The 24,572-nt window shown below is 64.6% G+C and carries 31 protein-coding genes; 20 read left to right on the forward strand and 11 right to left on the reverse strand.

Translation table 11 applies throughout. The annotated features are described in order from the left end of the window. Positions 1 to 9: 9 nt before the first annotated feature. From POS17_RS28525 to pilG, 4 genes are all read right to left on the reverse strand, one after another. Positions 10 to 2,073, reverse strand: coding sequence for a methyl-accepting chemotaxis protein (locus tag POS17_RS28525; RefSeq protein WP_060841527.1), 2,064 nt, complete (start codon positions 2,071 to 2,073; stop codon positions 10 to 12). Between the two features lie 139 nt (positions 2,074 to 2,212). Further along, the gene (locus POS17_RS28530) at positions 2,213 to 2,752 is read right to left on the reverse strand and encodes a chemotaxis protein CheW (RefSeq protein WP_060841528.1); all 540 of its coding nucleotides are present in this window, start codon (positions 2,750 to 2,752) and stop codon (positions 2,213 to 2,215) included. A 10-nt stretch (positions 2,753 to 2,762) separates the two neighbouring features. Beyond that, positions 2,763 to 3,128, reverse strand: a complete 366-nt coding sequence (pilH, locus tag POS17_RS28535) for a twitching motility response regulator PilH (protein WP_042941009.1) — start codon at positions 3,126 to 3,128, stop codon at positions 2,763 to 2,765. Positions 3,129 to 3,185: 57 nt separating this feature from the next. Next, a complete protein-coding gene (gene pilG / locus POS17_RS28540; protein ID WP_016964938.1) occupies positions 3,186 to 3,590 on the reverse strand; it encodes a twitching motility response regulator PilG in 405 nt (134 codons plus the stop codon). Between the two features lie 236 nt (positions 3,591 to 3,826). On the opposite strand from pilG, the gene gshB reads away from it, so the two are divergent. From gshB to POS17_RS28575, 7 genes are all read left to right on the forward strand, one after another. Beyond that, positions 3,827 to 4,798: a glutathione synthase gene (gshB, locus tag POS17_RS28545; protein WP_060841529.1), complete on the forward strand. Its 972-nt coding sequence runs from the start codon at positions 3,827 to 3,829 to the stop codon at positions 4,796 to 4,798. Between the two features lie 129 nt (positions 4,799 to 4,927). After that, complete coding sequence (locus tag POS17_RS28550; protein WP_060841530.1) at positions 4,928 to 5,827, forward strand: energy transducer TonB; 900 nt, start codon at positions 4,928 to 4,930, stop codon at positions 5,825 to 5,827. A 159-nt stretch (positions 5,828 to 5,986) separates the two neighbouring features. Continuing rightward, entirely contained in the window at positions 5,987 to 6,556 is a 570-nt protein-coding gene (locus POS17_RS28555; protein WP_060841531.1) for a YqgE/AlgH family protein, read from the forward strand. Continuing rightward, positions 6,556 to 6,993 carry a Holliday junction resolvase RuvX gene (gene ruvX / locus POS17_RS28560; RefSeq protein ID WP_060841532.1) on the forward strand — a complete coding sequence of 146 codons (438 nt, stop codon included), beginning with the start codon at positions 6,556 to 6,558 and terminating at the stop codon, positions 6,991 to 6,993. Before POS17_RS28555 ends, ruvX begins: the two co-directional genes overlap by 1 nt. 117 nt (positions 6,994 to 7,110) lie before the next feature. Beyond that, positions 7,111 to 7,617: a bifunctional pyr operon transcriptional regulator/uracil phosphoribosyltransferase PyrR gene (pyrR, locus tag POS17_RS28565; protein ID WP_060841533.1), complete on the forward strand. Its 507-nt coding sequence runs from the start codon at positions 7,111 to 7,113 to the stop codon at positions 7,615 to 7,617. Between the two features lie 25 nt (positions 7,618 to 7,642). Next, positions 7,643 to 8,647 (forward strand): aspartate carbamoyltransferase catalytic subunit, encoded by a 1,005-nt coding sequence (locus POS17_RS28570; protein ID WP_011064007.1) that lies wholly within the window; start codon positions 7,643 to 7,645, stop codon positions 8,645 to 8,647. Then, positions 8,644 to 9,915, forward strand: a complete 1,272-nt coding sequence (locus POS17_RS28575) for a dihydroorotase (RefSeq protein ID WP_060841534.1) — start codon at positions 8,644 to 8,646, stop codon at positions 9,913 to 9,915. The genes POS17_RS28570 and POS17_RS28575 overlap by 4 nt, the downstream gene beginning before the upstream one ends. Positions 9,916 to 10,042: 127 nt before the next feature. Here POS17_RS28575 and POS17_RS28580 read toward each other — a convergent pair whose 3' ends face one another. After that, entirely contained in the window at positions 10,043 to 10,462 is a 420-nt protein-coding gene (locus POS17_RS28580; RefSeq protein ID WP_060841535.1) for an NINE protein, read from the reverse strand. Positions 10,463 to 10,713: 251 nt separating this feature from the next. Here POS17_RS28580 and POS17_RS28585 point away from each other — a divergent pair, with 251 nt between their 5' ends. Then, positions 10,714 to 11,337: a C40 family peptidase gene (locus tag POS17_RS28585; protein WP_060841536.1), complete on the forward strand. Its 624-nt coding sequence runs from the start codon at positions 10,714 to 10,716 to the stop codon at positions 11,335 to 11,337. A gap of 86 nt (positions 11,338 to 11,423) precedes the next feature. Here POS17_RS28585 and POS17_RS28590 read toward each other — a convergent pair whose 3' ends face one another. Next, entirely contained in the window at positions 11,424 to 12,458 is a 1,035-nt protein-coding gene (locus POS17_RS28590) for a type IV pilus twitching motility protein PilT (protein ID WP_060841537.1), read from the reverse strand. 193 nt (positions 12,459 to 12,651) lie between these two features. On the opposite strand from POS17_RS28590, the gene POS17_RS28595 reads away from it, so the two are divergent. The 11 genes from POS17_RS28595 to POS17_RS28645 all read left to right on the forward strand — a co-directional run bounded on the left by POS17_RS28595 (position 12,652) and on the right by POS17_RS28645 (position 20,293). Then, positions 12,652 to 13,350, forward strand: a complete 699-nt coding sequence (locus POS17_RS28595) for a YggS family pyridoxal phosphate-dependent enzyme (protein WP_060841538.1) — start codon at positions 12,652 to 12,654, stop codon at positions 13,348 to 13,350. A gap of 34 nt (positions 13,351 to 13,384) precedes the next feature. Continuing rightward, a complete protein-coding gene (proC, locus tag POS17_RS28600) occupies positions 13,385 to 14,203 on the forward strand; it encodes a pyrroline-5-carboxylate reductase (protein WP_060841539.1) in 819 nt (272 codons plus the stop codon). Positions 14,204 to 14,213: 10 nt separating this feature from the next. After that, the gene (locus POS17_RS28605) at positions 14,214 to 14,804 is read left to right on the forward strand and encodes a YggT family protein (RefSeq protein ID WP_060841540.1); all 591 of its coding nucleotides are present in this window, start codon (positions 14,214 to 14,216) and stop codon (positions 14,802 to 14,804) included. 14 nt (positions 14,805 to 14,818) lie between these two features. Beyond that, positions 14,819 to 15,112, forward strand: a complete 294-nt coding sequence (locus POS17_RS28610) for a DUF167 domain-containing protein (protein WP_060841541.1) — start codon at positions 14,819 to 14,821, stop codon at positions 15,110 to 15,112. 174 nt (positions 15,113 to 15,286) lie between these two features. Continuing rightward, complete coding sequence (gene metX / locus POS17_RS28615) at positions 15,287 to 16,426, forward strand: homoserine O-succinyltransferase MetX (RefSeq protein WP_060841542.1); 1,140 nt, start codon at positions 15,287 to 15,289, stop codon at positions 16,424 to 16,426. 7 nt (positions 16,427 to 16,433) lie between these two features. Then, complete coding sequence (metW, locus tag POS17_RS28620; RefSeq protein ID WP_060841543.1) at positions 16,434 to 17,054, forward strand: methionine biosynthesis protein MetW; 621 nt, start codon at positions 16,434 to 16,436, stop codon at positions 17,052 to 17,054. A 26-nt stretch (positions 17,055 to 17,080) separates the two neighbouring features. After that, complete coding sequence (locus POS17_RS28625) at positions 17,081 to 17,515, forward strand: DUF4426 domain-containing protein (protein WP_060841544.1); 435 nt, start codon at positions 17,081 to 17,083, stop codon at positions 17,513 to 17,515. Beyond that, positions 17,512 to 18,108, forward strand: a complete 597-nt coding sequence (gene rdgB, locus POS17_RS28630; protein ID WP_060841545.1) for an RdgB/HAM1 family non-canonical purine NTP pyrophosphatase — start codon at positions 17,512 to 17,514, stop codon at positions 18,106 to 18,108. Before POS17_RS28625 ends, rdgB begins: the two co-directional genes overlap by 4 nt. After that, positions 18,105 to 19,307, forward strand: coding sequence for a radical SAM family heme chaperone HemW (gene hemW, locus POS17_RS28635; RefSeq protein ID WP_060841546.1), 1,203 nt, complete (start codon positions 18,105 to 18,107; stop codon positions 19,305 to 19,307). Before rdgB ends, hemW begins: the two co-directional genes overlap by 4 nt. A gap of 9 nt (positions 19,308 to 19,316) precedes the next feature. After that, positions 19,317 to 19,640 carry a DUF3392 domain-containing protein gene (locus POS17_RS28640; protein WP_011064021.1) on the forward strand — a complete coding sequence of 108 codons (324 nt, stop codon included), beginning with the start codon at positions 19,317 to 19,319 and terminating at the stop codon, positions 19,638 to 19,640. Positions 19,641 to 19,744: 104 nt separating this feature from the next. Beyond that, complete coding sequence (locus POS17_RS28645; protein ID WP_060841547.1) at positions 19,745 to 20,293, forward strand: RNA 2'-phosphotransferase; 549 nt, start codon at positions 19,745 to 19,747, stop codon at positions 20,291 to 20,293. Between the two features lie 90 nt (positions 20,294 to 20,383). On the opposite strand, the gene trmB is transcribed toward POS17_RS28645, so the two are convergent. From trmB to POS17_RS28665, 4 genes are all read right to left on the reverse strand, one after another. Then, positions 20,384 to 21,109, reverse strand: a complete 726-nt coding sequence (gene trmB, locus POS17_RS28650) for a tRNA (guanosine(46)-N7)-methyltransferase TrmB (RefSeq protein WP_016967620.1) — start codon at positions 21,107 to 21,109, stop codon at positions 20,384 to 20,386. 9 nt (positions 21,110 to 21,118) lie between these two features. Then, positions 21,119 to 21,913 carry a thiazole synthase gene (locus POS17_RS28655; RefSeq protein WP_011064024.1) on the reverse strand — a complete coding sequence of 265 codons (795 nt, stop codon included), beginning with the start codon at positions 21,911 to 21,913 and terminating at the stop codon, positions 21,119 to 21,121. Positions 21,914 to 22,075: 162 nt separating this feature from the next. Next, positions 22,076 to 22,276: a sulfur carrier protein ThiS gene (gene thiS / locus POS17_RS28660; RefSeq protein WP_060844880.1), complete on the reverse strand. Its 201-nt coding sequence runs from the start codon at positions 22,274 to 22,276 to the stop codon at positions 22,076 to 22,078. Between the two features lie 71 nt (positions 22,277 to 22,347). Further along, positions 22,348 to 22,728, reverse strand: a complete 381-nt coding sequence (locus tag POS17_RS28665; protein ID WP_060841548.1) for a DUF423 domain-containing protein — start codon at positions 22,726 to 22,728, stop codon at positions 22,348 to 22,350. Positions 22,729 to 22,802: 74 nt separating this feature from the next. On the opposite strand from POS17_RS28665, the gene mtgA reads away from it, so the two are divergent. Then, the gene (gene mtgA / locus POS17_RS28670) at positions 22,803 to 23,525 is read left to right on the forward strand and encodes a monofunctional biosynthetic peptidoglycan transglycosylase (RefSeq protein ID WP_060841549.1); all 723 of its coding nucleotides are present in this window, start codon (positions 22,803 to 22,805) and stop codon (positions 23,523 to 23,525) included. Positions 23,526 to 23,671: 146 nt separating this feature from the next. Here the strand turns inward: mtgA and rpoH are convergent, their stop codons facing one another. Further along, a complete protein-coding gene (rpoH, locus tag POS17_RS28675; protein WP_016967616.1) occupies positions 23,672 to 24,526 on the reverse strand; it encodes an RNA polymerase sigma factor RpoH in 855 nt (284 codons plus the stop codon). Positions 24,527 to 24,572: the final 46 nt, after the last annotated feature.

The raw sequence follows: 24,572 nt of genomic DNA on the forward strand, positions 1-24,572 counted from the left end.
GGCCTTGCGTCAGCGATTGTCATTCGGGGCCGGGGCCCGGGTGGCCGGCAAGGTGAAGCCGGACACCGAGCGGCGCAGTTGGCTGGCCATTTTCGCCAGGTTGCCGATGCTCTCGGCGGTCGCGGTGGAGCCGGACGAGGTTTGCGAGGTGATCTGCTGGATCACGTTCATGGTCAGGGAGATCTGCCCGGCTGACGTGGTCTGCTGCTGGGCCGCGTTGGAAATGCTCTGGATCAGCGCCGCCAGGGTCTTGGACACGCCTTCGATCTCTTCCAGGGCCACCCCCGCGTCCTGGGCCAGACGCGCGCCGCGCACCACTTCGGTGGTGGTCTGCTCCATGGAGATCACCGCTTCGTTGGTGTCGGTCTGGATCGCCCGCACCAGGGTCTCGATCTGCCGCGTGGCGGCCGAGGAGCGCTCCGCCAGCCGTTGCACTTCGTCGGCCACCACGGCGAAACCGCGCCCGGCATCGCCGGCCATGGAGGCCTGGATCGCCGCGTTGAGGGCCAGGATGTTGGTCTGGTCGGCGATGTCGTCGATCAGGCTGACGATGTCACCGATTTCCTGGGAGGACTCGCCCAGGCGCTTGATGCGCTTGGCGGTGTCCTGGATCTGCTCGCGAATGTTGTCCATGCCGTGGATGGTGTTGTGCACCACCTCGTTGCCCTTGTTGGCGATTTCCACCGAACGCTCGGCCACCGCCGAGGACTCGGCGGCGTTGGCCGACACCTGATCGATGGACTGGGCCATCTCGTTGATCGCCGTGGAGGCTTCGGAAATCTGCTGGGCCTGGTGCTCGGAGGCTTCGGCCAGTTGCATGGCGGTGGCCTGGGTTTCCTGCACCGCGCCGGCCACCTGCCCCGCCGTGAGGTTGATGGTGGCCACCAGGTCGCGCAGCTGGTCGACGGAATAGTTGATGGAGTCGGCGATGGTCCCGGTGAAGTCCTCGGTCACCGAGGCGGTCACCGTCAGGTCGCCGTCGGCCAGGTCCTCGATCTCGTCCAGCAGGCGCATGATCGCGTTCTGGTTGCGCTCGTTCTTCTCGGCGGTTTCCCGCAGCTGGCGGTTGGTTTCGCGGACCATCACCAGGCCGATGAGGATGATCGAGGCCAGGGCCAGCAGGCCCAGGACATAACCGCCGATGGTGTCCAGCTTGCGGCTGCCGGCCAGGTTCTCGAAGCCGGTGGCCAGCAGCGAGGCTTCGTCCAGCAGGGTCTGGGACAGGCTGAAGATGTTGCTCGCCGATTCGCGGACCTGGAACAGCTCGGGGGAGGTTTCGAGGATCTCGTCCACGGAACCGGAGACGAACTCGAACAATTCGGAAATTTCCGCCAACCGGGCCCGGGCGTCCGGGTCTTCGACCTGGCTGATCTTCAACCCTGGGTTGCCCTGCAGCATGCCGTTGAGGACCTGGCCGAAGCGCGCGGCATCCCGGCCAAAGGCGTCGGCGGCCTGGACCGCATTTTCGTCGCCGGCCAGCACCGTGTTGACCGCCCCCAGAATCCGCTCGGCCAGCAGCGACTGGCGCTGGGCCATGGCCACCTGGGCGGCCGGGGCACCGCGCTGCAGGAGGATCTCCACCACCTTCTCGTATTCCACCTGCAACTGGGGCACGGTTTCCGCCAGGGTCGCCGCCACTTGATGCAGGGACAGCACCGTCTGCTCGCTGCCGAGGATGACATCGGCGTTCTTCAGCAGTTTTTCCCAGTCCAGCTGCACGGCGCGCATTTCCTGGCGCAGCACCACCGGCGCGCCGGGCAGGCCGGTGGCCGGGTCGCCCTTCTTCAGGTAGCTCCAGCGCTGGGCAAAGTCGTTGCGCGCATCCCCCAGCAGCTTGAACGCCGCAGCCTTGCCGGCTGCCGCTTCGGTGGCGTTCTTGGCGATGCGCTGGGACAGCACCCGCAACTCGCCGGCATGGCCGATGTACTGCTTGTCGTAGGTGGCCTGGGTGTTCAGGTAAGCGAAGTTGGCGAACAGCAGCATGATGAACACGATCAGTGCGATGAACAGCACGATGATCTGCGAGCGGCTGCGGGAGCCCTCCAGGGGCTTGCCGGTTTTGGCTTTGGTCATCGATCAGGCCTGTGGCGAGCGGGTGATCCCGCTTTCAGGAGCCCGGGGCGCACGCAACGCTCGGGCAGCATGGATGGAACCAGGGCAGCAAGGCTGGCCGGGGTACAGCGAACGCAGGGCAAGCGGGACCGGGCGAGGCTCACGCCGCCACCTGCAGAAACGCCGGCGAGCGGGCCAGGGCGAAGGGGCTGAAGACCTGCCAGAGCTGGTCGCTGCGAAACTGCCCCTGCAGGTAGGGGTTGATCGCGGCAATGGCAAAGTCGCCGGGGCCGGGCTCCAGACTGTCCTGGGCAAAATGCTTGAGGCCCGCCACTTCATCCACCAGCAGGCCGGCGAACAGTTCCTTGTACTCCACCACCAGCACCCGCCGCTGCTTGCGCAGGGGCGACAGCTCATGACCGAAGAAGGCGCACAGGTCCATGATCGGCAGCAGCCGCCCGCGCAGGTTGGCCACGCCCTTGACCCAGGGCTTGACCCCGGGCAGCAGGGTGTAGCGCGGCTCGTGCAGCACCTCGCTGATTTCGCCCATGGCGGCCACGTACCAGTGCTCCCCGAGGCGGAAGCCGATACCGCTCCAGCCGTGCTGGCGGGTTTCCTGGGACGGCAGGTCGGCGGCCAGCAGGCGGCAGCGCTGGTCGATCTCCAGCAGCAGCTCGAAGGCGGTCTGGGTTTCGCTCATGGCCGGGCGATCAGCCGGCCAGGACGCTGTTCAGGGTCTTGATCAGGGTCTCTTCGTCCACCGGCTTGGTCAGGTAGTCCTTGGCGCCCTGGCGAGTGCCCCAGACCTTGTCGGTTTCCTGATCCTTGGTGGTGATGATGATCACCGGGATATGGCTGGTCTCGGCGTCCTTGGTCAACTGGCGGGTGGCCTGGAAGCCGTTGAGGCCGGGCATGACGATGTCCATCAGTACCGCATCGGGCTTTTCTTCCCGGGCCAGGGCCACGCCGTCGGCACCGTTCTCGGCCTTGAGCACTTCATGGCCGTGCTTTTCCAGCATGCCGGTGAGTTTGTACATTTCAGTCGGCGAGTCATCGACGATCAGAATACGAGCCATGGTCTTCCCCATACGGTATGGGCGCGCGGCCCGCGGGCCGAGCGCCATTGTGCGTGTCTACTGTGGCGCAAGCGCGACAAAGTCCGGAACGTGGGCCTTGATTGCGCTCAGCAGTTCTTCCTTGCTGAAGGGTTTGGTCAAAAACTGGTCGGAGCCGACGATGCGCCCCTTGGCCTTGTCGAACAGGCCGTCCTTGGAGGACAGCATGATCACGGGAATGGACTTGAACGCGCTGTGGTTCTTCACCAGCGCACAGGTCTGATAGCCGTCGAGCCGCGGCATCATGATGTCGACGAAGATGATGCCGGGATGATGATCGACGATCTTGGCCAGGGCCTCGAAACCGTCCACGGCGGTGATGACCTCGCAGCCGACGTTCTTCAACAGCATTTCGGCCGTGCGGCGAATCGTCTTCGAATCGTCGATCACCATCACCTTCAAGGCGTTGGAATGCTGTTCCATATCTGCTCTGCCATCGCCCCAGCGAATGATTTGATCCGGTACCGCTGGCCTACGCCCCAAACCCTTGAACTTCAAGGCCTCGGCCCGGCATGCGAGCCTTTTTAGCACACTCTCCCCTCTGCAATCTATGGACCACGCCAGGCAGTGGTTTTTCCTTGACCCAGGCCCTTGTCAGCGCCACTCTGACGCCACTTTTTTTGCCTTGCTTCCACTTATTTTCTTAAAGGAATCCACCCATGAGCGTTCGCGTCGGGATTGTCATGGACCCTATCGCCAGCATCTCCTACAAGAAGGACAGCTCGCTGGCCATGCTGCTGGCCGCCCAGGAGCGCGGCTGGACCCTCTTCTATATGGAGCAGCGCGACCTGTACCAGGGCGCTGGCGTGGCGCGGGCGCGCATGCGCCCGCTGCAGGTGTTCGCCAACCCGGAGAAATGGTTCGAGCTGGACGCCGAGATCGACTGCCCGCTGAGCGATCTGGATGTGATCCTGATGCGCAAGGACCCGCCGTTCGACATGGAGTTCGTCTACTCCACCTACCTGCTGGAACAGGCCGAAAGCGCCGGCGTGCTGGTGGTCAACAAGCCCCAGAGCCTGCGCGACTGCAATGAAAAGCTGTTCGCCACCCTGTTCCCGCAGTGCACCCCGCCGACCGTGGTCAGCCGGCGCGCCGATGTATTGCGCGAGTTCGCCGCCGAGCATGGCGACGTGATCCTCAAGCCTCTGGACGGCATGGGCGGCACCTCGATCTTCCGCCACCGCGCCGGCGACCCGAACCTGTCGGTGATCCTGGAAACCCTGACCGTGCTCGGCAGCCAGCAGATCATGGCCCAGGCCTACCTGCCGGCGATCAAGGACGGTGACAAGCGCATCCTGATGATCGATGGCGAACCGGTGGATTACTGCCTGGCGCGCATCCCCGCCGCCGGTGAAACCCGTGGCAACCTGGCCGCCGGCGGTCGTGGCGAAGCCCGTCCACTGAGCGACAAGGACCGCTGGATCGCCGCCCAGGTCGGCCCGACCCTGCGGGCCAAGGGCCTGCTGTTCGTCGGCCTCGATGTGATTGGCGAGCACCTGACGGAAATCAACGTCACCAGCCCCACCTGCATCCGTGAGATCGACAACGCCTTCGGCACGCAAATCGGCGCGCGGCTGATGGATGCCATCGAACGCAAGCTGCAAGCCGCCAGCAACAAGCCGCAAGCTTGATCTGCGTCATCTGCAGCTTGTCGCTTGAAGCTTGGCACTCAAGGCTTGAAACCAACATTGCGTTATCATGCGCCGCCTGTGAAAACGTGATGTTGGTTGTGTGATGCCTGCCGTGATGTCGAAACGCCCATGAGCCTGCCGTCCGATCTGCCCCCCGAGCTAGCCCATGGCGGCGTGCGCGCGGCCGATCGCCTGGGATTTACCCTGTTCCTGGCGGCGCTCCTGCACCTGGCACTGATCCTCGGCCTGGGCTTTTCCTTCGCCGAGCCCCAGACCATCAGCAAGACCCTGGAAATCACCCTGGCCACCTTCAAGAGCGAGACCAAGCCGAAGAAGGCCGACTTTCTCGCCCAGGAGCACCAGGAAGGCAGCGGCACCCTGGACAAGAAGGCCATTCCGAAAACCACCGAGGTGGCGCCGTTCCAGGACAATTCGGTGAAAAAGGTGGTGCCTCCGCCGTCGGTCAAGCCCGAGGTCAAGGAAGCCGCGCCCAAGGCAGCCGTGGCCACCACCGCGCCGAAACCGAAAAAGACCGTGACCCAGCGTGAAGAGGTCAGGAAAGACCCGACGCCCAAGGCCGAGACTCCGACGTTCGACAGCTCCCAGCTGTCCAGCGAGATTTCCAGCCTGGAAGCGGAACTGGCCAACGAACAACAGCTGTATGCCAAGCGCCCGCGCATCCACCGCCTGAGCGCCGCCTCCACCATGCGCGACAAGGGTGCCTGGTATAAGGACGAATGGCGCAAGAAGGTCGAGCGCATCGGCAACCTCAACTACCCCGAGGAGGCCCGCCGCAAGCAGATCTACGGCAACTTGCGGCTGATGGTCTCGATCAACCGCGACGGCTCACTGTATGAAGTACTGGTACTGGAGTCCTCCGGCCAGCCGCTGCTGGACCAGGCCGCCCAGCGCATCGTGCGCCTGGCCGCGCCGTTCGCGCCCTTCACCGGCGACCTGTCGGACATCGACCGCCTGGAAATCATCCGCACCTGGCGCTTCGCCCGGGGCGACAAGCTGTCCAGCAATTAATCCGCACCCGCTGGCAAGCGCCCAGCACCCGCAACAGCCGGTTGGCTAGCGCAGAGGCCCCTCAGCGGATACGCCCTCCCCCGCGCCACCTGCACCGGCAGGCCAGCACCCACCGGCTGGCGCTTGTCAGCCGGGCCCGCCATCGCCACACTAGCGCTCATGAAAAATGTCAGCCCAAGCTATCTCAAGCATCACTTCCTGATCGCCATGCCCCATATGGCCGACCCGAACTTTGCGCAGACCTTGACCTACATCGTCGAGCACAACGCCAGTGGCGCCATGGGCCTGGTGATCAACCGGCCCCAGGACCTGAACCTGGCGGATATCCTCGAACAACTGCGCCCCGACGAAGAGCCGCCGCTGCTGTGCCAGCACGTGCCGATCTTCAGTGGCGGCCCGGTGCAGACCGATCGCGGCTTTGTCCTGCACCCCAGCGGCCCGGTCTACCAGGCCACGGTGGAGCTCGAAGGGCTGTCCCTGTCCACCTCCCAAGACGTGCTGTTCGCCATCGCCGACGGTGTCGGCCCGGCCAAGAGCCTGATCGCCCTGGGCTACGCCGGCTGGGAAGCCGGGCAACTGGAAGCCGAGCTGGCGGACAACGCCTGGCTGACCTGCCCCTTCGACGCCGACATCCTGTTCAACACCAGCAGCGAACTGCGCCTGGAAGCCGCCGCCCGGCACTTGGGGGTCAACCTCAACCTGCTCACCAGCCAGGCGGGCCACGCCTGATGGCCTTGCGACTGATCCTCGGCTTCGACTACGGCACCAAGCAGATCGGCGTCGCCGTGGGCCAGGCCATCACCGGCCAGGCCCGCGAGCTGTGCACCCTCAAGGCGCAGAACGGCGTGCCGGACTGGAATCAGGTGCAAGCGCTGATCGAGGAATGGAAACCCGACGCCGTGGTGGTAGGCCTGCCCCTGAACATGGACGGCAGCCCCAGCGATATGTGCGTGCGGGCCGAGAAGTTCGCCCGGCGCCTGAACGGCCGCTTCAATGTGCCCTTCTATACCCACGATGAACGCCTGACCACCTTCGAGGCCAAGGGCGAACGCCTGGCCCGGGGCGGGCAGAAAGGCAGTTACCGCGACAACCCGGTGGACGCCATCGCCGCGGCCCTGCTGCTGCAGGGCTGGCTCGATGAAAACGCCGGCCTGTTGAACACCTGAAACCCGAATCCTGAAGAGGCGCGGCCCCCTGCTGCGCGCCTCCTGGCCCAACACCAGCCGCAAGTCCCACGCGCCTCGCTGCCCGGCAACCCGGCGCGAGCCCACGAAGGAGCCACCATGAGCCTGCCCAATCCCGCCGCCCTGATCAGCCAGATGGCCACTGATCTCAACGCCCACCTGGCCCAGCGCGCTATCAGCGAGCCCCGCTTCATCGGTATTCGTACCGGCGGCGTCTGGGTGGCCCAGGCCCTGCTGGAAGCCCTGGGCAGCGACGCGCCCCTGGGCACCCTGGACGTGTCCTTCTACCGCGACGACTTCAGCCAGAACGGCCTGCACCCGCAAGTGCGTCCCTCGGAGCTGCCGTTCGAGATCGAAGGCCAGCACCTGGTGCTGATCGACGACGTGCTGATGAGCGGCCGGACCATCCGCGCCGCCCTCAACGAACTGTTCGACTACGGCCGCCCGGCCAGCGTGACCCTGGTCTGCCTGCTGGACCTGAACGCCGCCGAGCTGCCGATCCGTCCGAATGTGGTGGGCGCGACCCTGTCGCTGGCCGCCCACGAGCGGGTAAAATTGTCCGGTCCTGCGCCGCTTCAACTCGAGCTCCAAGACCTCGCCCTCTAACTCGCCCTTTTAAGAGTCCATTGCGATGACGCCTCTAGACGCCAAGCGCCCGCTGCAGCTCAACGATCAGGGCCAGCTGCGCCATTTCCTGTCCCTCGACGGCCTGAACCGCGAGCTGCTGACGGAAATCCTCGACACCGCCGACTCCTTCCTCGAAGTCGGCGCCCGGGCGGTGAAGAAAGTCCCGCTGCTGCGCGGCAAGACCGTGTGCAACGTGTTCTTCGAAAACTCCACCCGCACCCGCACCACCTTCGAACTGGCGGCCCAGCGGCTGTCGGCGGACGTGATCACCCTGAATGTCTCGACCTCGTCGGCGAGCAAGGGTGAAACCCTGCTGGACACCCTGCGCAACCTGGAAGCCATGGCCGCCGACATGTTCGTAGTGCGCCACGGCGACTCCGGCGCCGCGCACTTCATCGCCGAACACGTGTGCCCGCAGGTGGCGATCATCAACGGCGGCGACGGCCGTCACGCCCACCCGACCCAGGGCATGCTCGACATGCTGACCATCCGCCGGCACAAGGGCGGCTTCGAGAACCTCTCGGTGGCCATCGTCGGCGACATCCTGCACTCGCGGGTGGCGCGCTCCAACATGCTGGCGCTGAAAACCCTCGGCTGCCCGGACATCCGCGTGATCGCACCGAAAACCCTGCTGCCCATCGGCATCGAGCAGTACGGGGTCAAGGTCTACACCGACATGACCGAAGGCCTCAAAGACGTGGACGTGGTGATCATGCTGCGCCTGCAACGTGAGCGCATGCAGGGCGGCCTGCTGCCCAGCGAAGGCGAGTTCTACCGCCTGTTCGGCCTGACCACCGCGCGCCTGGCCGGGGCCAAGCCCGACGCCATCGTCATGCACCCGGGCCCGATCAACCGTGGCGTGGAGATCGAATCGGCGGTGGCCGACGGTCCGCACTCGGTGATCCTCAATCAGGTGACCTACGGTATTGCAGTGCGCATGGCCGTACTGTCCATGGCCATGAGCGGGCAGACCGCCCAGCGACAATTCGAGCAGGAGAACGCCCAGTGAAGCTCAGCATTCTCGGCGCCCGCGTCATCGATCCAAGCAGCGGCCTGGATCAAACCACTGATCTGCACCTGGAAGCCGGCAAGATCGTCGCCATCGGCGCCGCCCCGGGCGGTTTCAATGCCGTCACCAGCATCGACGCCAAGGGCCTGGTGGCCGCGCCCGGCCTGGTGGACCTGAGCGTGGCCCTGCGCGAGCCGGGCTACAGCCGCAAGGGCAGCATCGCCAGCGAAACCCGCGCCGCCGCGGCCGGTGGCGTCACCAGCCTGTGCTGCCCACCGCGCACCAAGCCGGTGCTGGACACCTCGGCGGTGGCCGAACTGATCCTCGACCGCGCCCGCGAAGCCGGCAACAGCAAGGTGTTCCCCATCGGCGCCTTGAGCAAGGGCCTAGAAGGCGAACAGTTGGCCGAGTTGATTGCCCTGCGTGACGCCGGTTGCGTGGCCTTCGGCAACGGCCTGGACGGTTTCCGCAGCACCCGCACCCTGTGCCGTGCCCTGGAATACGCCGCCACCTTCGACCTGACGGTGATCTTCCACTCCCAGGATCGCGACCTGACCGAAGGCGGCCTGGCCCACGAAGGCGCTACCGCCAGCTTCCTCGGTTTGCCGGGGATTCCCGAAAGCGCGGAAACCGTGGCCCTGGCCCGGGACCTGCTGCTGGTGGAACAGAGCGGCGTGCGCGCGCACTTCAGCCAGCTGACCAGCGCCCGCGGCGTGGAACTGATTGCCCAGGCCCAGGCCCGCGGCCTGCCAGTGACCGCCGATGTGGCGCTGTATCAGCTGATCCTCACCGACGAGGCGCTGATCGACTTCTCCAGCCTGTATCACGTACAGCCGCCACTGCGCTCGCGGACCGACCGTGACGCCCTGCGCGAGGCGGTGAAGTCCGGGGTGGTGCAAGCCATCTCCAGCCATCACCAGCCCCATGAACGTGACGCCAAGCTGGCACCGTTCGGCGCCACCGAGCCGGGCATCAGCAGCGTCGAGTTGCTGCTGCCACTGGCCCTGACCCTGGTTCAGGATGGCCTGCTGGACCTGCCGACCCTGCTGGCGCGCCTCAGTGCCGGCCCGGCCGCCGCCTTGCGCCTGCCGGCGGGCAAGCTGGTGGAAGGTGGCGCGGCGGACCTGGTGCTGTTCGACCCGGTCAGTTCCACCGTGGCCGGCGAGCGCTGGCTGTCCAAGGGCGAGAACTGCCCGTTCCTCGGCCATAGCCTGCCGGGCGCGGTGCGCTACACCCTGGTGGACGGGCACATCAGCTATCAAGGCTGACTCCCTGGCTGGCACCCTGTAGCCGCTGCCGCAGGCTGCGAACGGCTCCGAAGGAGCCGCCGCTCCTGATGGCGGCCTGCGGCAACAGCCCCATGCAACGCCATCACCGCCTGCGCCGCTGAATGGATCAGCGGCGCTTGGCGTTTTCCAGGGACACCTGATCGTTCAGGGTCCAGAAGTCGTACAGCACCCCGAGGAAGAACAGGCCGCCGGTGAACAGATAGATCACCCCGCTCAGCCATTTGCCCTGGTACATGCGATGTACGCCGAAGACTCCGAGGAAGGTCAGGAGTATCCAGGCGACGCTGTACTCCAGTGGCCCCGAGGTGAAACGCAAGTCCGCTTCCCGGTCCATGGACGGGATCAGAAACAAGTCGATCAGCCAGCCAATGCCCAACAGACCGAAGGTGAAGAACCAGAGGGTCCCGGTTACCGGCTTGCCGTAATAGAAGCGGTGGGCACCGGTAAAACCAAAAATCCACAACAGGTAACCGATCACCTTGCTGTGAGTGTCATGAGCGGATGCATCCTGACGATAGGTGTTCATTAAGAGCCTCTTTGCAGGTGATAGATAAATATTCTTAAAAACTTTGTGACTTTTTTACAGGCGTTCGACATGTGGACGATGTTACCTTCTCTCCCGTCAAAGCCTTGTACTGCCTGACTTCTGACAGTTTTCTGCGTCAAGTTGCCACCTCTTTGCCGAAGTTGACCCCAAGGTTGAATCGACAAACGGCCACGGAAGTGACCCGAAAGCTGTTATAAAGTTGCGCGCAAACCAAATAAGAGCCTTGCCTAATGCGACCATTTTTCAAGACATGGCTAACCATTTGCCTATTAATGCCACTGGCCGCCCACGCCACCAACCGTGAGCAACGACTTCCCAACGTTAATGGCTACACCCCGAAACCGCATGTTTCGACGGTCACCGCCAAGAACAAGACCACCATCAAGCACCCCACCCGCCTGAGCAAGACCGATAGCAAGCTGGTGGCCAACAACGCCGGCCGGCCGAGCACCACAGTCCTCAGCCGCGCGGTCAACGTTCTCGGTACTCCTTATCGTTGGGGCGGCAGCAGCCCAAGTAAAGGCTTCGATTGCAGCGGCCTGGTGCGTTACGCCTTCAACGACGTTGCCGCCGTGGACCTGCCGCGCACGTCCAACGCCATGGCCAGCGGCCACGGGCAGAAGGTCGAGCGCAAGGACCTGAAGCCGGGCGACCTGCTGTTCTTCAACATCAAGAGCCGCAAGGTCAACCACGTCGCCATCTACCTGGGCGAAGACCGCTTCATCCACGCCCCGCGGCGCGGCAAGGCGGTGACCATCGACACCCTGAAGAAACCCTACTGGCAGAGCCACTACGTGGTTGCCAAGCGGGTCCTGCCCAAGGAGCACGCGCCCCTGCGGGTCGTGCAGCGCTGATCTGCTGATTCGCCCATTCGCCGGCAAGCCGGCTCCTACGCCCACCTGTAGGAGCCGGCTTGCCGGCGAATGCATTTGCAGCCCGGTCAAAAGCTCTCCGGCATCCGCGCCTGTTCCCGAGCCTGCTCGCGGCTGATCAACCCCTGCCCGAGCAACGCCTTGAGGCTCATGTCCAGAGTGCGCATGCCCTGGGCGCCGCCAGTCTGGATCGCCGAATACATCTGCGCCACCTTGTCCTCGCGAATCAGGTTACGAATCGCCGGGCTGCCCAGCATGATCTCGTGCGCCGCCACCCGGCCACCACCGACCTTCTTCAGCAGCACCTGGGCAACCACCGCCTGCAGCGACTCGGCCAGCATCGAGCGCACCAGGGCCTTTTCCTCCCCCGGGAACACGTCCACCAACCGATCGATGGTCTTGGCCGCCGAAGCGGTGTGCAGAGTGGCCAGTACCAGATGCCCGGTTTCTGCGGCGGTCAGCGCCAGGCGGATGGTTTCCAGGTCCCGCAGCTCTCCCAGCAGGATCACGTCCGGATCTTCCCGCAGCGCGGCGCGCAAGGCGCTGGCGAAGCTCTGGGTATCGCGCTGCACCTCGCGCTGGTGCACCAGGCAGCTGTGCTGCGGATGCACGAACTCGATGGGATCTTCGATGGTGAGGATGTGCTGGCGCCGATGGCGGTTCAGATGATCGATCATCGCCGCCAGGGTGGTGGACTTGCCGCTGCCGGTGGGCCCGGTCACCAGCACCAGCCCCCGGGGCACCTCGGCAATGTGCCGAAACACTTCCCCCAGCCCCAACGCTTCCAGGCTCTGTACCCGCGCAGGAATCAGGCGCAGCACCGCGCCGGCACCCCGGGCATGCTGGAAGGCGTTGACCCGAAAGCGCGCCACGCCCGGCAGCTCGTAGGCGAAGTCCAGGTCCCGGGTGACGGCGAAGGCTTGGCGCTGCGATTCGCTCATCAGGCTGTGGATCAAGGCCAGCGTCTGCTGCCCGTCCAGGGCCGGCCCCTCCAGCGCGCCGATATCGCCGTCGATACGCAACATCGGCGCCAGTCCGGCGGACAGATGCAGGTCGGAAGCACCTCGGGCGACGCTCAAGAGCAAGAGTTCGGTGATGTCCATAGTGACTCCCAATTCCAGTAGAATGCCGCGAGCTTCAGACCCGCCCGCCTCTGGGCGGCTGCCATTGCCCGAGGCAAGGGCAAGGTCCGCCACGGCCATCGAGCAATACTCTGGCCAGTGGCGGGTGAGGGTCTGGTGGATTCACGCGGCAGCCGGCAGGCCGAGGCCGCCGGTACTTTTGAGAAGAAATCGAATGTCCACGATAGCAGACAACATTGCCCGGCTCGCCGAGCGCATCCGCAGCGCCTGTCAGGCCGTACAGCGCGACCCGGCCAGCGTCCGGTTGCTGGCCGTGAGCAAGACCAAGCCCGCTGCCGCCCTGCGTGAAGCCTACGCCGCCGGCCTGCGGGACTTCGGCGAGAACTACCTGCAAGAAGCCCTGGGCAAGCAACAGGAACTGGCTGACCTGCCCTTGAGTTGGCACTTCATCGGCCCCATTCAGTCGAACAAGACCCGTGCCATCGCCGAGCACTTTGCCTGGGTGCACTCCGTGGATCGCCTGAAAATCGCCCAACGCCTGTCCGAACAACGCCCGGCCGAGCTGCCGCCGCTGAACATCTGCATCCAGGTGAACGTCAGCGGCGAAGCCAGCAAGTCCGGCTGCACCCCGACCGACCTGCCAGCCCTGGCCAGCGCCATCAGCGCCTTGCCGCGCCTGCAACTGCGCGGGCTGATGGCGATTCCCGAGCCCACCGAGGATCGGGCCGCCCAGGAGGCCGCCTTCGCTGCGGTGCAGGCCTTGAACAATCAACTGCGGGACAGCCTCAAGCTGCCCCTGGACACCCTTTCCATGGGCATGAGCCACGACCTCGAAGCGGCCATCGCCCAAGGCGCCACCTGGGTGCGGATCGGCACCGCGCTGTTTGGCGCCCGCGACTACAGTCAGTCCTGATGCGACTGACCCTGACCTCTCATAAGGACCTGTCATGAACACGACTCGTATCGCTTTTATCGGTGCCGGCAACATGGCGGCCAGCCTCATTGGCGGCCTGCGCGCCAAAGGCCTGGAGGCGGACCAGATCCGCGCCAGTGACCCCGGGGCCGAAACCCGGGCCAAGGTGACCGCCGAGCACGGTATCCAGGTGTTCGCCGACAACGCCGAGGCCATCGCCGGCGTCGACGTGATCGTCCTGGCGGTCAAGCCCCAGGCCATGAAAGCCGTGTGCGAGGCCCTGCGTCCGAGCCTGCAGCCGCAGCAACTGGTGGTGTCCATCGCCGCCGGCATCACCTGTTCAAGCATGAACAACTGGCTCGGCGCCCAGCCCATCGTGCGCTGCATGCCCAATACCCCGGCGCTGCTGCGCCAGGGCGTCAGTGGTCTGTACGCCACCGCCCAGGTCAGCGCCCAGCAGCGCCAGCAGGCCGAGGAACTGCTGTCCGCCGTGGGCATCGCCCTGTGGCTGGACCAGGAGCAGCAACTGGACGCGGTGACCGCCGTATCCGGCAGCGGCCCGGCGTATTTCTTCCTGCTGATCGAAGCCATGACCGCCGCCGGCGAGAAACTCGGCCTGCCCCGGGAAACCGCCGCCCAACTGACCCTGCAAACCGCCCTGGGCGCCGCCCACATGGCTGTTTCCAGTGACGTCGACGCCGCCGAACTGCGCCGCCGCGTAACCTCGCCGGCCGGGACCACAGAAGCGGCCATCAAATCCTTCCAGGCCGGTGGCTTTGAAGCCCTGGTGGAAAAAGCATTGGGTGCCGCCGCGCACCGCTCGGCCGAAATGGCCGAACAACTGGGCCAATAAGGAGCCAATGATGATTGGATTGAACACCGCCGCGGTGTACGTGCTGCAAACCCTGGGCAGCCTGTACCTGCTGATCGTGCTGATGCGTTTCGTCCTGCAACTGGTCCGCGCCAACTTCTACAACCCGCTGTGCCAGTTCATCGTGCGGGCCACCCAGCCGCTGCTCAAGCCGATGCGCCGGATCATTCCCAGCCTTGGCGGCCTGGACATGTCCTCGCTGTTGCTGGCGATCCTGGTGCAGCTGGCGCTGATGGCCCTGACCCTGCTGCTGACCTACGGCACCACCGGCAACCCGCTGCAACTGCTGATCTGGTCGATCATCGGCGTGACCGCGCTGTTCCTGAAGATCTTCTTCTTCGCCCTGATCATCAGCGTGATCCTGTCCTGGGTCGCGCCGGGCAGCCACAACCCCGGCGCCGAGCTGGTGAACCAGATCTGCGAACCGGCCCTGGCGCCGTTCCGCCGCATCCTGCCGAGCATGGGCGGCCTGGACATCTCGCCGATCCTGGCCTTCATGGTGCTCAAGCTGCTGGACATGCTGGTGATCAACAACCTGGCGGCCATGACCATGATGCCGGACATCCTGCGTCTGCTGATCTGACCCAGGCGGCCTGCATGAGTTATTTCCGCTGGGACGGTGACGATCTGATCCTCGATTGTCATCTGCAACCCAAGGCCAGCAGTGACGAGTTCGCTGGCCTGCATGGGGAGCGCTTGAAAATCCGCCTCACCGCCCCGCCGGTGGAGGGCAAGGCCAACGCGCACCTGATGGCGTTCCTGGCCAAGGCTTTCGGCATCCCCAAGAGCCACGTCAGCCTGGTCAGCGGCGAGTTGAACCGGCAGAAGCGCGTGCGCCTGCAAGCGCCGAAGAAACTCCCCGAGCTACCGGGGCTGGCGCGTCCCGCCTGATTCGTCCGATTCGCCGGCAAGCCGGCTCCCGGGGGCCCACGCCCGCCGCAGGAGCCGGCTTGCCCGCGAACCTTCCGCCGCTATTTGCACCGGCGAAACACAGGCCCGGGCTTTGCTTGCCGCTGGAGACAGCGGTCTTTAGACTTACGCCTCATTTGAACGAGAGCAGGATCGATGCCAACTGCCTTCCCCCCCGATTCTGTTGGTCTGGTCACACCGCAACTGGCCCACTTCAGCGAACCCCTGGCCCTGGCCTGCGGGCGCTCGCTGCCAGCCTACGACCTGATCTATGAAACCTACGGCCAGCTCAACGCCAGCGCCAGCAACGCGGTGCTGATCTGCCACGCCCTGTCCGGCCATCATCACGCCGCCGGCTACCACAGCGTCGATGACCGCAAGCCCGGTTGGTGGGACAGCTGCATCGGTCCCGGCAAGCCCATCGATACCAACAAGTTCTTCGTGGTCAGCCTCAACAACCTCGGCGGTTGCAACGGCTCAACCGGCCCCAGCAGCCTCAACCCGGAAACCGGCAAGCCGTTCGGCGCCGACTTCCCGGTGCTCACCGTGGAAGACTGGGTGCACAGCCAGGCGCGCCTGGCGGACCGCCTGGGCATCAGCCAGTGGGCGGCGGTGATCGGCGGCAGCCTGGGCGGCATGCAGGCCCTGCAATGGACCATCACCTACCCGGACCGGGTACGGCATTGCCTGGCCATCGCCTCGGCGCCCAAGCTCTCGGCGCAGAACATCGCCTTCAACGAAGTGGCGCGCCAGGCGATCCTCACCGACCCCGAGTTCCACGGTGGCTCGTTCCAGGAACAGGGCGTGATTCCCAAGCGCGGGCTGATGCTGGCGCGCATGGTGGGGCACATCACCTACCTGTCCGACGATTCCATGGGCGAGAAATTCGGCCGCGGCCTCAAGAGCGAGAAGCTCAACTACGACTTCCACAGCGTCGAGTTCCAGGTGGAAAGCTACCTGCGCTACCAGGGCGAGGAGTTCTCCGGGCGGTTCGACGCCAACACCTACCTGCTGATGACCAAGGCCCTGGACTATTTCGACCCGGCGGCGAACTTCGACGACGACCTGGCCAAGACCTTCGCCAACGCCAGCGCCAAGTTCTGCGTGATGTCCTTCACCACCGACTGGCGCTTCTCCCCGGCCCGCTCCCGGGAGTTGGTGGACGCGCTGATGGCCGCGCGCAAGGACGTCTGCTACCTGGAGATCGACGCACCCCAGGGGCACGACGCCTTCCTGATTCCGATCCCGCGCTACCTGCAGGCCTTTAGTCACTACATGAACCGCATAACGCTGTGAGGACACGATGAGAGCCGATCTGGAAATCATCCAGGAATGGATCCCCGCCGGCAGCCGCGTCCTCGACCTGGGCTGCGGTAACGGCGAGCTGCTGAGCTGGCTGCAGGAACACAAGCAGGTCACCGGCTACGGCCTGGAAAACGACCCGGACAACATTGCCCAGTGCGTGGCCAAGGGCATCAACGTGATCGAGCAGGACCTGGACAAGGGCCTGGGCAACTTCGCCAGCAACAGCTTCGATATCGTGGTCATGACCCAGGCCCTGCAGGCCGTGCACTACCCGGACAAGATCCTCGACGAGATGCTCCGGGTCGGCCGCCAGTGCATCATCACCTTCCCCAACTTCGGCCACTGGCGCTGCCGCTGGTACCTGGCCAGCAAGGGCCGGATGCCGGTTTCGGAATTCCTCCCGTACACCTGGTACAACACGCCGAACATCCACTTCTGCACCTTCGAGGACTTCGAAGAGCTGTGCCGCGAGCGCCAAGCCCGGGTGATCAACCGCCTTGCCGTCGATCAACAACACCGCCACGGGTGGGCCAGTAAGCTATGGCCTAATCTCTTAGGGGAGATCGGCATCTACCGCGTCAGCAGTCCCGGCCTGCAAGATCACAAGGTCGCGGTATAAACCACGTTGCATCGAGGAGAACCATCATGGGACGTCTGGTGACATTTCTATTGGCTGCCTGCCTGAGCTTCAGTGCCCTGGCGGCAGACCCGATCAAGAGCGAGCGCAAGGAGGTGTTCGGTGACATCACCGTGCACTACAACACCTTCAACTCCACCTACCTGCAACCTGACGTCGCCAGGGCCGCAGAGCTGGTTCGCAGCAAGAACCAGGGCGTGATCAACGTTTCGCTGATCAAGGACGGCAAGCCGCTGGTCGGCCAGGTCAGCGGTACGGTCAAGGACCTGACCAGCAAGAGCATCCCGCTGAAATTCCGCCAGATCACCGAACAGGGCGCGATCTACTACATCGCCCAGTTCCCGGTGGAACAGCAGGAAACCCGTACCTTCACCATCACCGTGCAAACGGGTGGCGATACCAACAGCTTCAGCTTCAACCAAGAGCTATTCCCGGGCGAATAATGAACCTTACGCAACTCGTACTGGCCAGCCACAACGCCGGCAAACTCAAAGAACTCCAGGCCATGCTCGGCGCCTCGGTGCAACTGCGCTCGATCGGCGAGTTCAGCAGCGTCGAGCCCGAGGAAACCGGCCTGTCGTTCGTCGAAAACGCCATCCTCAAGGCACGCAACGCTGCGCGCATTTCCGGCTTGCCGGCACTGGCGGATGATTCCGGCCTGGCGGTGGACTTCCTCGGCGGCGCGCCGGGCATCTACTCGGCACGCTATGCCGACGGCCAGGGCGACGCGGCGAACAACGCCAAGTTGCTGGACGCCCTGAAGGACGTGCCCGAAGCCCAGCGCGGCGCGCAGTTCGTCTGCGTCCTGGCCCTGGTGCGGCACGCCGACGATCCATTGCCGATCCTCTGCGAAGGCCTGTGGCACGGGCGCATCCTCACGGCTGCCAGCGGCGAGCACGGCTTTGGCTACGACCCGCTGTTCTGGGTGCCGGAACGTGACTGCTCCAGCGCCGAGCTGGGCCCGGTGGAGAAAAACCAGCTCAGCCACCGCGCCCGCGCCATGGCCATTCTGCGGCAACGCCTGGGCCTGCAATGAGTCATGACCCTTCCGCGTCGCCGCTGATTCTCGGCGGCGCGCCAACGCCTCGGGCGGCGCTGCCCCAGTTGCCGCCCCTGGCGCTGTACATCCACATCCCGTGGTGTGTACGCAAATGCCCCTATTGCGATTTCAACTCCCACGCCGCCAGCCCGACGCTGCCGGAAGAAGAGTACGTCGACGCCCTGCTGGCCGACCTCGATCTGGAGCTGCACGCGGTCTATGGCCGCGAGCTGAGTTCGATCTTCTTCGGCGGCGGCACCCCGAGCCTGTTCAGCGCCCAGGCCCTGGGCCGGCTGCTCAAGGGCGTGGAACAGCGCATCCCCTTCGCCGGCGATATCGAGATCACCCTGGAAGCCAATCCCGGGACCTTCGAGCAGGAGAAGTTCACCGCTTACCGCGCCCTGGGGATCAACCGCCTGTCCATCGGCATCCAGAGCTTCCAGGAACAGAAGCTCAAGGCCCTGGGCCGCATCCACAACGGTGACGAAGCAGTACGCGCCGCCAGCATGGCGCGCCAGGCCGGGTTCGACAACTTCAACCTGGACCTGATGCACGGTTTGCCGGACCAGTCCCTGGACGATGCCCTGGACGACCTGCGCCAGGCCATTGCGATGAAGCCGACCCACCTGTCCTGGTATCAGCTGACCCTGGAGCCCAACACGGTGTTCTGGAACCAGCCGCCGGTGCTGCCGGAAGACGACACCCTGTGGGATATCCAGGAAGCCGGCCAGGCCCTGCTGGCCGAGCATGGCTACGCCCAGTACGAAGTGTCGGCCTATGCCCAGCCCGGCCGCGCGGCGCGGCACAACCTGAACTACTGGAGCTTTGGCGACTTCATCGGCATCGGCGCCGGGGCCCACGGCAAGCTCAGCCATCCGGACGGGCGTATCCAGCGCACCTGGAAGACCCGCCTGCCCAAGGACTACCTGAACCCGGCCAAGCCGTTCAAGGCCGGCGAGAAGACCCTGGGCAACGACGAGCTGCCGTTCGAGTTCCTGATGAACGCCCTGCGCCTCACCGACGGCGTCGACGCCGCGCTGTTCGCCCAGCGCACCGGCCTGGACCTGGCCAGCCTGGCCGAAGGCCGGCGCCAGGCCGAACAAAGCGGCTTGTTGCAGGTCGAACCGTCACGCCTGGCGGCTACGGCCCGTGGGCAACTCTTCCTCAATGACCTGCTGCAATACTTTCTGATCTAAGGAAATCACATGGATCTGGTACTCGACCTGCTTGCCACCGTGTCCCGCTGGAGTCGCAGCAACCTCTCGGAAATCGCCCTGGCATTGGTGGGCTGCCTGCTGGTGCTGTTCGGCGCGGACATCAAGGGCTGGGTCGAGCAACGCCTGGGCGGCATCGCCGGCGCCCTGCGCGTGCCGCTGATGGCCCTGCTGTGCATGGTCGGCAGCGGCCTGGCGCTGATCTACGCCACGCCGTGGATCGTCCGCGGCCTGAGCCAGTTCAACAACTACAGCCTGGCGCCGGTGCTGCTGGTGGTGCTGGTGCTGATTGGCGTAGTCGCTGATCGTCGCTGACCTGTCGCCCCCCTTCGCCGGCAAGCCGGCTCCTACAGCCCCCCGTAGGAGGCGGCTTGCCGGCGAACGCAATCCAACGGCTGCCCCCGTTATCAAGGAAGAACATGAGCAAGAAAGTTATCGAGGACACCAGCAAATTCCTCAGCTACGTGCTGCGCCACGAGCCCCAGGCCATCGGCCTGGAACTGGATAGTGAAGGCTGGGGCGATATCGAAGCGCTGATCAGCGGCGCCGCCAAGGGCGGCCGACAACTGAGCCGGGAACTGATCGAGCGAGTCGTCGAAGGTAATGACAAGAAGCGCTTCGCCCTCTCGGCTGACGGCCAGCGGATTCGTGCCGTTCAGGGGCATTCCAACAAGACCGTGCAATTGCAGCTTGAGGCAAAGCAACCGCCCGCCGTGCTCTACCACGGCACCGCCACGCGCTTCATGGATTCGATCAATGAGAAGGGGCTGATCCCTGGTTCACGGCATCACGTGCACCTGTCCCAGGAGATCGACACTGCCAAGGCCGTGGGCCAGCGCTATGGCAAGGTGGTGATCCTGCAGATCGACGCCCAGGCCATGCAGGCCCAAGGCTTCAGTTTCTATCAGGCAGAGAATGGGGTGTGGCTGACCGACCAGGTGCCGGTCAGTTTCATCCAACCCCTGTAGGAGCCAGCTTGCTGGCGAAGACGTCCTTGCCGGCCTCTTCGCTGGCAAGCGGAACGCCGCCCGGCCAGCTCCTACAACAGCGAGTCCGGCTCAGTCGATTTTTTCGAACTTCAGATCCCACACGCCATGCCCCAGGCGCTCGCCACGACGCTCGAACTTGGTGATCGGGCGTTCGGCCGGGCGCGGTACGCACTTGCCGTCTTCGGCCAGGTTGCGATAACCCGGGGCGACGTTCATCACTTCCAGCATGTATTCGGCATAGGGCTCCCAGTCGGTGGCCATGTGCAGAATGCCGCCGACCTTGAGCTTGCTGCGCACCAGCTCGGCGAAGGAGGCCTGGACGATGCGGCGCTTGTGGTGCCGGCTCTTGTGCCATGGATCGGGGAAGAACAGCATCAGCCGGTCCAGGCTGTTGTCGGCGATGCAGCGGTTGAGCACTTCAATCGCGTCGCAATCGTAGACCCGCAGGTTGGTCAGGCCCTGGGTCAGCACGCCATTGAGCAGCGCGCCGACACCCGGACGGTGAACTTCCACGCCGATGAAATCCTGCTCCGGGGCCGCCGCGGCCATTTCCAGCAGCGAGTGGCCCATGCCGAAGCCGATTTCCAGGGAGCGCGGCGCCGAGCGGCCGAACACCTGGTCGTAGTCCACCGGGGCGTCAGCCAGGGGCAGCACGTACAGCGGTGCGCCCTGGTCCAGGCCGCGCTGCTGGCCTTCGGTCATGCGCCCGGCGCGCATCACAAAACTCTTGATGCGGCGGTGTTGGCGCTCGTCGCCGGCTTCCGGCTGGATTGGCGTGTCGTTTGATTCAGTCATCAATGGCTCTTACTTGATCAGACCATCCAGCGGCGAAGAGGCGCTGGCATAGAGTTTCTTCGGCATGCGACCGGCGAGGTACGCCAGGCGGCCCGCAACAATCGCGTGTTTCATGGCTTCGGCCATCATGACCGGCTGCTGCGCGTGGGCGATGGCCGAGTTCATCAGCACCGCTTCACAGCCCAGCTCCATGGCGATGGTGGCATCGGAAGCGGTGCCGACACCGGCATCCACCAGCACCGGAACCTTGGCTTCTTCAAGAATGATCTGCAGGTTGTACGGGTTGCAGATCCCCAGCCCGGTGCCGATCAGGCCGGCCAGCGGCATGACCGCGATGCAGCCCATTTCCGCCAGCTGGCGGGCGATGATCGGGTCGTCGCTGGTGTAGACCATGACGTCGAACCCTTCCTTGACCAGCACTTCGGCGGCCTTGAGGGTCTCCAGCACGTTGGGGAACAGGGTCTTCTGGTCCGCCAGGACTTCCAGCTTCACCAGGTTGTGGCCATCGAGCAGCTCACGGGCCAGGCGGCAGGTGCGCACCGCTTCCACCGCGTCATAGCATCCGGCGGTGTTGGGCAGGATGGTGTAGCGATCCGGCGGCAGGATATCCAGCAGGTTCGGTTCGCCCGGGTTCTGGCCGATATTGGTCCGGCGCACGGCGACGGTGACGATCTCGGCACCCGAGGCCTCGATGGCCAGGCGGGTTTCTTCCATGTCGCGGTACTTGCCGGTGCCTACCAGCAAACGCGACTGGTACGTCCGACCGGCCAGGACGAAAGGCTTGTCACTACGAACGTTGCTCATCGGAAATCCTCTGTTGGGGTGAGGTTCTTGCAGAATTCTGTATCAGGCCCGGGGCGCTGCTGACCCGGGCTCCGGGGCCGCTGAACGCAGTCGTCCATGAGAGGGCCCGGCGGCGGGCCTGGGCGCTGCGCAGGGGAGCGCCAGCGCTGTCGAGGCCAGCGGCTAGCCGCCGCCGATGGCGTGGACCACTTCCACCTGATCGCCCTCGCTGAGGGCCGTCTCGGCGTGCTGGCTGCGCGGAACGATATCCAGATTGAGTTCCACCGCGATCCGCCGGCCGCTCAGTTGCAGCTGACTCAGCAGGGCCGCAACGGTCGAGCCGTCGGGCAGTTCAAAGGATTCACCGTTCAACTGAATGCGCATGCTCGAAGCCGCCATCATTTTTAGGGGCCAGCATTCTAGCCCGATCGTGACCCAAAGGTCAGCTACAAGCGTCAGCCGGCGACTTGCAGGCGCCAGGCGGCGAGCCCCAGCAGCAACCAGCCGACGAGGAAGGCCAGACCGCCGAAGGGGGTGATGATGCCCAGCTTGCCGATGCCGCTCAGGGTCAACAGATACAGGCTGCCGGAGAACAGCAGGATGCCCAGGGTGAACGCGGCGCCAGCCCAGGTCACCAGGCGCCCGGGAACATGGGCCGCCAGCAAGGCGACGCCGAACAGGGCCAGGGTGTGCACCAGCTGGTAGGTCACGCCTGTATGAAAAATCGCCAGGTATTCCGTGCTCAGGCGGTTTTTCAGGCCGTGGGCGGCGAAGGCGCCGAGGGCAACCCCGGTAAAACCGAAGAAGGCGGCCAGCATCAGGAAGCCACGCAGCATGAGGAACTCCAGTCAGATTCAGGGCAAAGGGTCTGTATAATGGCGCGCTCAACGGGTTCGGCCAAGCCATCTCTATGCTGCGTTATCTGTTTCGTCGCCTTGTAAAAGCCTTGATGTGGTTCCTGGTCGGCAGCGTGCTGCTGGTGCTGCTGTTTCGCTTCGTGCCGCCACCGGGCACCGCCCTGATGGTGGAACGCAAGATCGAATCCTGGATCGACAACGACCCCATCGACCTGCAGCGCACCTGGAAACCCTGGGACGACATCTCCGACAACCTCAAGGTGGCGGTAATCGCCAGCGAGGATCAGAAATTCCCCGATCACTGGGGCTTCGATATCGATGCGATCCAGGCGGCCCTGGCCCACAACGAACGTGGCGGCTCGATCCGCGGTGCCAGCACCCTGAGCCAGCAAGTGTCGAAGAACCTGTTCCTGTGGTCCGGCCGCAGCTACCTGCGCAAGGGCCTGGAAGCCTGGTTCACTGCCCTGATCGAGGTGCTCTGGCCCAAGCAGCGGATTCTCGAGGTCTACCTCAACAGCGCCGAGTGGGATGAAGGGGTGTTCGGCGCCGAGGCCGCCGCACGCCATCATTTCGGCGTCAGCGCGGCCAATCTGTCGCGCCAGCAGGCCAGTCTGCTGGCCGCGGTGCTGCCCAATCCACGGGTGCTGAGCGCTGCGCGACCCAGTACATATGTGCTGCAGCGGGCCGGCTGGGTTCGGCGGCAGATGAGCCTGCTCGGTGGCGCCGATTATCTGAATCGATTGAACGAGTCGCGCAAGGCGCCCTGGGCGGAGTAATCCGCATTCGGCCTAGCGCCCGCCCTGCCTGAGCCTGTTCAAGAGGGACGTTGGGCCAGGGTTTCGCCGCCAAGCCGGCGCCTGCGACAGCCGCACAAACAAAAACGCCCCGATCATCTCGGGGCGTTTTGCATGACGCTGCAGACTTAAGCGGCGATGGACAGCTTCAGCTTGTTCATCGCGCTCTTTTCCAGCTGGCGGATACGCTCGGCGGAAACGTTGTACTTCTGCGCCAGGTCGTGCAGCGTGGCTTTTTCTTCGGCCAGCCAGCGCTGGTAGAGAATGTCGCGGCTGCGTTCGTCCAGCACTTCCAGCGCTTCGTGCAGGTTGTGGGTGGAGTTGTCGCTCCAATCGGCGTCTTCCAGTTGCAGGGCCGGATCGTAGCGATGGTCTTCCAGGTAATTGGCCGGCGATTGGAAAGCGCTGTCGTCATCCGCTTCAGCCGCTGGATCGAAGGCCATGTCCTGGCCGGTCAGCCGGCTTTCCATCTCGCGCACTTCACGGGGCTCGACGCCCAGGCTTTCCGCCACACGGTGCACTTCTTCGTTGTTCAGCCAGGCCAGGCGCTTCTTCTGGCTGCGCAGATTGAAGAACAGCTTGCGCTGAGCCTTGGTGGTCGCGACTTTGACAATCCGCCAGTTACGCAGGATGAACTCGTGAATCTCCGCCTTGATCCAGTGCACGGCAAAGGACACCAGGCGCACGCCCATTTCCGGGTTGAAGCGCTTCACGGCTTTCATCAGGCCAACGTTGCCTTCCTGGATCAGGTCGGCCTGGGCCAGCCCGTAGCCGGAATAGCTGCGGGCGATATGTACGACAAAACGCAGGTGGGCGAGCACCATCTGCCGAGCCGCCTCAAGATCCTGCTCATAGTAGAGACTCTCGGCCAGTTCACGCTCCTGCTCGGGCGTCAGCAATGGAATGCTGTTCACCGTGTGCACATAGGCCTCCAGGTTTGCGCCTGGAACCAATGCGTAAGCAGGTTGCAAAGAAGTGGTCATACGAAAAAACCTCCGACTCACATAACTCGTGCAGTTCAGCACTGCG

Source organism: Pseudomonas sp. Os17 (assembly GCF_001547895.1).
Classification (GTDB): domain Bacteria; phylum Pseudomonadota; class Gammaproteobacteria; order Pseudomonadales; family Pseudomonadaceae; genus Aquipseudomonas.